Origin of the sequence: Mesorhizobium sp. KR1-2, from assembly GCF_040045035.1 — a bacterium.
Taxonomy (GTDB): domain Bacteria; phylum Pseudomonadota; class Alphaproteobacteria; order Rhizobiales; family Rhizobiaceae; genus Pseudaminobacter.
In genome coordinates this window covers 315,855-323,324 of the sequence record NZ_JBDZDS010000006.1, presented here as the reverse complement: position 1 = coordinate 323,324, position 7,470 = coordinate 315,855, and the positions used below count along the sequence as shown (strand labels likewise).

At 63.0% G+C, this 7,470-nt stretch carries 7 protein-coding genes, 1 tRNA gene and 2 pseudogenes; 7 read left to right on the top strand and 3 right to left on the bottom strand.

Going from position 1 to position 7,470, the window contains the following annotated elements; all coding sequences use genetic code 11:
* Positions 1-26: 26 nt before the first annotated feature.
* The 5 genes and pseudogenes from ABLE85_RS14900 to ABLE85_RS14880 all read left to right on the top strand — a co-directional run bounded on the left by ABLE85_RS14900 (position 27) and on the right by ABLE85_RS14880 (position 2,807).
* A complete protein-coding gene (locus ABLE85_RS14900; protein ID WP_348793516.1) occupies positions 27-347 on the top strand; it encodes a cupredoxin family copper-binding protein in 321 nt (106 codons plus the stop codon).
* A 162-nt stretch (positions 348-509) separates the two neighbouring features.
* A pseudogene (locus tag ABLE85_RS14895) lies at positions 510-620 on the top strand (IS5/IS1182 family transposase); the annotation flags it as partial.
* A gap of 22 nt (positions 621-642) precedes the next feature.
* On the top strand, positions 643-1,062 hold the full coding sequence (locus ABLE85_RS14890; RefSeq protein ID WP_348793503.1) for a hypothetical protein: 420 nt from the start codon (positions 643-645) through the stop codon (positions 1,060-1,062).
* Positions 1,063-1,723: 661 nt separating this feature from the next.
* The gene (locus ABLE85_RS14885) at positions 1,724-2,365 is read left to right on the top strand and encodes a helix-turn-helix domain-containing protein (protein ID WP_348793502.1); all 642 of its coding nucleotides are present in this window, start codon (positions 1,724-1,726) and stop codon (positions 2,363-2,365) included.
* A complete protein-coding gene (locus ABLE85_RS14880) occupies positions 2,355-2,807 on the top strand; it encodes a cupin domain-containing protein (RefSeq protein ID WP_348793501.1) in 453 nt (150 codons plus the stop codon). Before ABLE85_RS14885 ends, ABLE85_RS14880 begins: the two co-directional genes overlap by 11 nt.
* A 416-nt stretch (positions 2,808-3,223) precedes the next feature.
* On the opposite strand, the pseudogene ABLE85_RS14875 reads toward ABLE85_RS14880, so the two are convergent.
* From ABLE85_RS14875 to ABLE85_RS14865, 3 genes and pseudogenes are all read right to left on the bottom strand, one after another.
* Positions 3,224-3,823: pseudogene (locus ABLE85_RS14875) on the bottom strand (IS3 family transposase); the annotation flags it as partial.
* Positions 3,824-3,980: 157 nt separating this feature from the next.
* Positions 3,981-4,054, bottom strand: a tRNA-Gln gene (locus ABLE85_RS14870).
* A gap of 139 nt (positions 4,055-4,193) precedes the next feature.
* On the bottom strand, positions 4,194-5,123 hold the full coding sequence (locus ABLE85_RS14865) for a YbhN family protein (protein ID WP_348793500.1): 930 nt from the start codon (positions 5,121-5,123) through the stop codon (positions 4,194-4,196).
* 253 nt (positions 5,124-5,376) lie between these two features.
* Between ABLE85_RS14865 and ABLE85_RS14860 the strand changes: the two genes are divergently transcribed.
* Positions 5,377-6,744, top strand: a complete 1,368-nt coding sequence (locus tag ABLE85_RS14860; protein ID WP_348793499.1) for a Ppx/GppA family phosphatase — start codon at positions 5,377-5,379, stop codon at positions 6,742-6,744.
* Positions 6,741-7,457 (top strand): RlmE family RNA methyltransferase, encoded by a 717-nt coding sequence (locus tag ABLE85_RS14855; RefSeq protein WP_348793498.1) that lies wholly within the window; start codon positions 6,741-6,743, stop codon positions 7,455-7,457. Before ABLE85_RS14860 ends, ABLE85_RS14855 begins: the two co-directional genes overlap by 4 nt.
* Positions 7,458-7,470 lie beyond the last annotated feature (13 nt).

Sequence of the window (7,470 nt, the reverse complement as noted above, 5' to 3'; positions counted from 1 at the left end):
CGCTGAACTCAAGTAAGGATCAGATCATGTTGTCGATGCGGCATCTGTGGTTCGGCGCGATGCTGGTGCTAAGCATGAGTGCCGTTTCGGCCCATGCGGAAACCATTCAGGTCACGATCGCAGAGATGGCGTTCTCCCCGGCGGAGATCAGTGCCAGGGTCGGGGACACAATCGAATGGGTCAACAAGGACATCCTGGCTCACACCGCCACGGTGACGGGAGGTTGGGAGGTGATGATCCCGCCGAATAGGTCGGCAAGCATAGTGCTGGAGAAGGCGGGAGTGGTTGATTACTACTGCCGCTTTCACCCCAACATGAAGGGCCGCATCACCGCAGCCGTGCGGTAGGCCGCAACAGGAGCTAGAGTTTCCAGCTTTGAGACACTGTGCGCTTTAGACTTCCAGCATTGGTTCGACATGGCTGATCTCTCGGGCAACGTTGAGGTGATCTTCCTGCATTTGTCGGAAGGCCAGATGAGTGATCACAAGGGCACCGCCTTGCGTTAGAATCTTTTCGCAAAATTTAAGGACTGGCGCCGAATCGCGATTCGATATCACCGGTGTGCCCACACCTTCTTCTCGGCAGCCTGCATCGCAGCGGCCGTTATCTTCTGGCTGTGATCAATGAGTCCTGAGCATTGGCGTGGCATCCGTCTCGTCAACGCGATCCGCACCGTCGGCACCTTCATGGGCGATTGTCGGACTTCTCGGCTTCGTCTTCGGCGTGGTGCTTGGGGCGTCCGCCCTGAAGATCATGAGCGGGGGATCGGTTTCAGTGGAAAAAGTGATTGGCTGCGCTACTTCATTGAGCGCGCCCAGGGGCGTTTTCGAGGAGGCAATGATGATTAGCAAGATTGTGGTCGCGGCTTCACTCGTCGCCGCTTTCAGCATGCCCGCATTTGCCGCGACCGAGTATTGGGTCGCAAAGGATGCCGCGACGAAAAAGTGCCAGGTCGTCGACAAGAAACCTGACGGCAAGAAGATGACCGACGTCGGAACCAAGATGTACGCAAGCCAGGCGAATGCCGAAAGGGCGCTGAAGGAACTCGGCGCCTGCAAGTGAAAAAGCGACGGGCAATCGCCACGTCGTCTGCGTCGCTTATATCTCGAGGCGATGATCGGAATGAATTGATCGGCGGGCATTCGTCCGCCGGGGCAGTCAAAATGAAGGGGCAGAAGTCGGCATTGTTCTACAGCCCAAAGGTAGAGAGAACTGACGAGGAGAAAGCCAATCGAGGCGATCAAGAAAAATGAAGCCTTCTATGGAGATGCCGACATTCTCGGCAAGCCTTACGTCACGGGATATGACCCAATAAGGGATTCACAGGACCACGTGATCGGCATCTACTTTGTGGGCTGCTCGAAATAGTCCATTGGTTCGATCCCACCACGCCTGCTCAAGTTGCCGCCCGCTGCCTCACCTGAGGCGGCGGGCCATTTTCTGCGTTCGGCGAAGGCTGGGGTGGATGGCTTTAGCCGTCTGAGCGAAAAATGCTGCATTGGCAGAAGCCAGTCGCGCGTCACCCCCGATCTTGCCTGCCAGATGGAAGCCGATCTCGGCACGCCCCTCGACCCGGGCGCCGTCGATCACTGGAACGCCGACAACCCACATGTGCCCGGGCCGGAGCACCGGCCTGTGATATTTTGTGGCACCGGAAGTGACATCAATTGACGAGCGACGAATTTAATGTCATAAACAGTGACATTAAATCAGGAGGCCATCCATGGCAGACGCACGCAGCTACAACAGCCCGCTCCGGGAAGAGAAGTCGCGCGAGACCCGCGAGGCGATCCTCAAGGCCCTCTATCGGCTGATGAATGCCGCAAGCGTCCCGGACGAGATCAGCATGGAGGCGATCGCCAACGAGGCTGGCGTGCAGCGTCGCACGGTCTTCCGTCACTTCCCGGCAAAGGACGATCTCCTCACCGCCTTCTGGCCGTGGCTGAACGCCCATATGGGCGCGTCCACTGCACCGAAAAGCGTCAAGGATGTCGTCGCGGGCCCGAAGGAGGCCTTTCCACGTTTCGACGCGCATGAGGCCGCCGTCCGCGCCTCGCTGCATTCGCGCACCGGCCGCGAAATGCGCCTGGGCATGGTTGCCACCCGGCGCCTGCGCTTTGCGGGCGCGCTGGCGCCCGTCCTTTCCACTTTGTCACCCGCCGAGGCCCTCAGGGTCGAAGCGCTGGCGCACCTGCTCTATTCGGCCTCCGCCTGGGAGGTTCTGAAGGACTACGGCGGTCTCACCGGCGCCCAAGCCGGCGAGACCGCCTCTTGGGCGCTCGACACGATCCTGTCCGCGGTCGCTTCGGGTTCAGTCGCCGCGGACGTACCATCGACAGCCAAGGAGAATGGCAATGAGCATTGACGTCACCACCACGCAAAATGGCGAGACCCGCTGGGTCGTTGCCGATCGCATCCGCTTTCTGGGCGGCCTTGCGGGATCGAACCTCGAACTGGTCGAGGTGGAGGTCCCGCCGGGCTCCGGCACCCCGCCACACAGCCATGCCTCGCCCGAACTGTTTTATGTAATCGACGGCGAGATCACCATCCGGCATTTTGCAACCGATAGGCCGCCGACGACGGTCGCGGCAGGGGCCGGGACCTCGGTACGCATCGAACGCAACGCGCCGCACAACTATATGAACGAGAGCGGCAAGCCGGCGCGGATGCTGGTCATCGTCGAACCGTCGATGACCGCCTTCTTCCGGGAGATCGGGACAGCGGAACCGCAGGCGCACCCCGATTTCGCGCGCATCGGCGCGGCTATGCAGCGCCACGGTATCCAGACGCTGGAAATGGTTCCCTGACCCGCCCTCTCATCGCGCGGCGCCAGCCTCGGATCGCCGGCGCGGGCTGTTGCGCTTCAGGGGCAAACGGCACGTTAAGGGATTCTTGACCCAAGCCGGGTCACGATGCGGCGTCTACGGTTGAATATTGAGTACCGAGGCGTTGAGCGCCCAGGCAACAAGCCCGTCGCCGCACCCGAGGCGGCGGGCTCTTATTTGCTTTTGGCTTAGGCCACGCCTGCATTAGTCACCGTGATGCCCGCACCCTTTGATGGGAATCTCAGTTTCGAACCAAGTTCGCTTCGGCGGAGCCGTTGTACTTCGACCGATATGATGCGTATGCCGTGTTTTTGCCCGTCATCGTCAAGGAAATGCGATAATCCGAACCGAAAACAAGCGCCTTCCCAGTACGTTTGGTTGCTCCGACGCTCTGAGGGCTATGAACCGCACCGGGTTTGCCGGAGGCTGTTTGGTTTAAGTTGTGCGGCCAGAGCCGGTTCGTCCAGCATGGCGTAATGCTGCTCTTCAGCCTCGGCTGGCGGGATGTTTCCGATGGGCTCCAGAAGCCGTCGATGGTTGAACCCGTCGACCCATTCCAGGGTGGCGAATTCCACCGCTTCGAAGCTCCTCCATGGCCCACGCCGATGGATGACCTCGGCCTTGTAGAGGCCGTTGATCGTTTCGGCGAGGGCGTTGTCGTGGCTGTCACCGACACTCCCGACGGACGGCTCGATGCCTGCCTCCGCCAGGCGTTCGGAATACCTGATGGACACGTATTGAACGCCCCTGTCTGAGTGATGCACGAGGCCGCCGCCATGAACGGGACGCCGCTCATGAAGTGCCTGCTCCAGGACATCGAGGGCGAACCCGGCGTGTGCTGTCCGGCTCACCCGCCAGCCGACGATGCGGCGAGCGAAGGCGTCGATCACGAAGGCCATATAGACTAAACCCTGCCAGGTGGCGACGTAGGTAAAATCCGAAACCCAGAGCCTGTCCGGCGCGGGAGCCTTGAACTGTCGGTTCACGCGGTCGAGTGGGAGCTCCCGCTGGCCCAAATACGGGGAGCACTTCAGATGGACACCACCTGTGGGCATCAGTTGTGGGCACCACTGGGGCAAGGCCGATTCGGCATGGAACGGAGGCGCTCCCAAGAGACCGGAATTCCGCGGATTTCAACGATTTCTGGGAAGCGTTTGGCTGGGGAACCTGGATTCGAACCAGGACTAACGGAGTCAGAGTCCGCTGGTCTACCGTTAACCTATTCCCCAACAGCGACGACAAAAATCGGTCCGTCGCGTGTGGCCCCGAAGCGATGGAAGTTGTCCGGTGCGGGGTGCGTTTTAGCCATGGCGGGGAAATAGTCAAGGGCCCAACGCATTTCAATTCACGTTTGATTGGCGGTGCCGTTCAGCTGCGGCGCGAGAACTGCGTTTTCTCGAACACCAGCACCACCACCAGGGCCAGGGCCAGTGGCACGATCAGGTAGAGCAGGCGGAAAACCAGCAGCGCCGCCAGCACCGCGGCCTGGTCCATGTCGGACAGGCCGGCGAGGAAAACTACTTCAAGAACGCCCAGGCCGCCCGGCGCATGCGACAGCAGCGCCACCGAAAACGAGATGACGAACACGCCGAGGACGATGAAATAGCCCGGATTGCCCGTGGCGGGCAGGGCGAAATAGATGATTCCCGCCGCCGCCATCAGCTCGATCGGCCCGATGATCAGCTGCCGGAACACGATCGGCAGGCGCGGATAGACGATTTGCAGGCTGCCGAACTGCAGCGGTGCCAGCCTGAGCCAGCTGCCGAAGATGTAGAGGCCGATCAGCGCGAGAATCACCATGCCGGTGGTGCGCGATGCCGAGATCGGCAGCACGTCGACGAATCGGTCCAGCACCTGCGGCTCGGCAATGAGCAGGATCGCCCCCAGAAGCAGCGCGCCAAGCACGAAGGTGAAGGAGCACAGCGCCACCAATATGCCCACTTCCTGCGCGGTCAGGCCCTTGGTGGCATAGGCCCGATAGCGGATCACCGCGCCGGAAAGCACCGAGCCGCCGATATTGTGCGACAGCGCATAGGTCGTGAAGGAGCAGGCGGTGATGAAGGCGAAGGAGATCTTCTTGCCAAGATGGCTCAGCGCGATGTGGTCGTAGCCGGCCAGCGCCATGTAGGCGACGAAGGAACTCAGCACCGCCAGGACCCATCCGCGGATGGGGATAGCCGCCAGGCCGTCGCCGACATCCTCGATCGAGATGCCGCGCAATTCGTGATAGAGCAGCCAGACCGAGAAGCCGACCGCGCAGAGCCCGACGACGGGCCAGATGTAGCTCTTCCACTTCATCGCGTCGCGGCCATGCCTGCGAGGCTCCTTTCGGTCCGTCGGGGGGAGCGAGACCGGAGTCGGCCCGCAGCGCGCTACTGCATCAGGAATGCCTGATTGAAGCCGGCTGTTCAACCGTCATGGAAGCCACGCGGCTATTTTTCGCCGGCGGCCCTTGGTGAACTGCCGCAGCACTGCTATCCTCCGCGCAACTCACAAATCAGGCGTACGCGGCGTCCGGTTCCGGTTCGCGCGACGCAGAAGGACATTGCAGGTGGAAGACCCCGAAACCGGCGCAAGAACGTCGGATGCGGGTGCGTCCAGGGGGAGCCGGCCGCCGCGTGGCGGAGCAGGGAACCCCAAGGCGAACCCGAAGAAGCGGGCGCCTGGCCATCGATCCGCCGGCGGGCAGTCGAGGGCCGATGCACCGCAACCGGCGCAGAAGGGCAAGAAGCGGCGCAAGCGCAAGCGTGGTCGCAAGGTATTCGCGCATGGCGCGAACCCGCAGGCCGGGCAGTCGGCAGGGCAGGGCGCCAGCCAATCGGCACCTGTTCGCCGAGCCGGGCCGGAGCCCGCCCGTGGTGGTGGCGTTGCGCAAAAGCGCCAGGAAACCATCCGGCGCAGCGATGCCGCAGACCAGCCGGTCTTTGCCGCACTCGATCTGGGCACCAACAACTGCCGCCTTCTCGTGGCCGTGCCGGGTCGTCCCGGTCAGTTCCGGGTTATCGACGCCTTCTCGCGAATCGTTCGACTCGGCGAAGGTCTGTCCGGCAGCGGCAGGCTCTCCCAGGCGGCGATGGACCGCGCGGTGGAGGCTCTCAAGATCTGCGGCGACAAGCTGCGCAGCCGTTCCATCAGGCGCGCCCGGCTGATCGCGACGGAAGCCTGCCGCTCGGCCGAGAACGGGGCCGAGTTCCTCGAGCGCGTCGAAGTCGAGGCAGGGCTGAAGCTGGAGATCATCGACCGCCAGACGGAGGCGCGACTGGCCGTTTCCGGCTGCGGCTCCCTGGTGGAGCGCGACACCGAAGGCGTCGTCCTGTTCGACATCGGCGGTGGCTCGTCCGAAATCGCGCTGATCGACATTTCCGGCCAGAGGTCGCCGCGCCTTGCCAACCACATCGTGTCGTGGACCTCGTTGCCGGTCGGCGTCGTGTCGCTGGCCGAGCGCTTCGGCGGTCGCCACGTCACCCAGGAAACCTTCGCCGCGATGGTGACGGATGTGGCCAACATGCTGTCACGCTTCGACGGCCGCAACCGCATCGACCATCTGATGGACGGTTCGCGTTTCCATCTGCTCGGCACCTCGGGCACGGTCACCACGCTTGCCGGCGTGCATCTGGGGCTGGAGCGCTATGATCGCCGCCGGGTCGACGGGCTGTGGATGGACAACGCCAGCGTAGACCGCATGATCGAAAAACTGCTCGGCTGGGATTTCCAGGCGCGCGTGGCCAATGCCTGCATTGGCGCGGACCGGGCGGACCTTGTGCTGGCGGGCTGCGCCATTCTTGAGGCGATCCGGCGGGTCTGGCCCTCGGAGCGCCTACGCGTGGCAGACCGCGGCCTGCGCGAGGGCATATTGAGCGAATTGATGGCCGAAGACGGCGTGTGGCGCCGCAGCGGGCGAAGCGGATTACGCACATGACCAAGAAACCTGAAAAACTGGGCGGCACGCGCGTCCTCAAGACGCGAATCAAGAAAAAGAGCGGGCTGAAGGAATCGTCTCGCCGCTGGCTCGAGCGGCACATGAACGACCCCTATGTGCAGCGTTCCAAGGCGGACGGCTATCGCTCGCGCGCGGCCTACAAGCTCATCGAGATCGACGACCGCCACCACCTCCTGAAGCCGGGACTGCGGGTCATCGACCTTGGTGCGGCCCCCGGCGGCTGGTGCCAGGTGGCTGCGGCGCGCACGAAATCCACGCCCGAAAACCCGCATGTCGTCGGCATCGACTATCTGGGCATGGACGCGGTGCCCGGCGCGCAGGTGCTTGAGATGGACTTCCTCGACGACGAGGCGCCGGCGCGGCTGATCGAGGCATTGGGCGGCGAGCCGGATCTGGTGCTGTCGGACATGGCGGCGCCCACGACGGGCCACCGCCGCACCGATCATCTGCGCACCATGCATCTGTGCGAGGTGGCTGCCGATTTCGCTATCTCGGTGCTGAGGCCCGGCGGTCATTTCCTGACCAAGACTTTTCAGGGTGGCACGGAAGCGGAACTGCTCACGAGGTTGAAGCACAATTTCCGCAGCGTGCACCACGTCAAGCCGCCGGCCTCGCGCGAGGAATCGGTCGAGCTTTACCTGCTGGCCAAGGATTTCAAGGGCCGCGCGGCTCCGGAGGAGCCGTCGCACTGACGCGCCCGGGGCG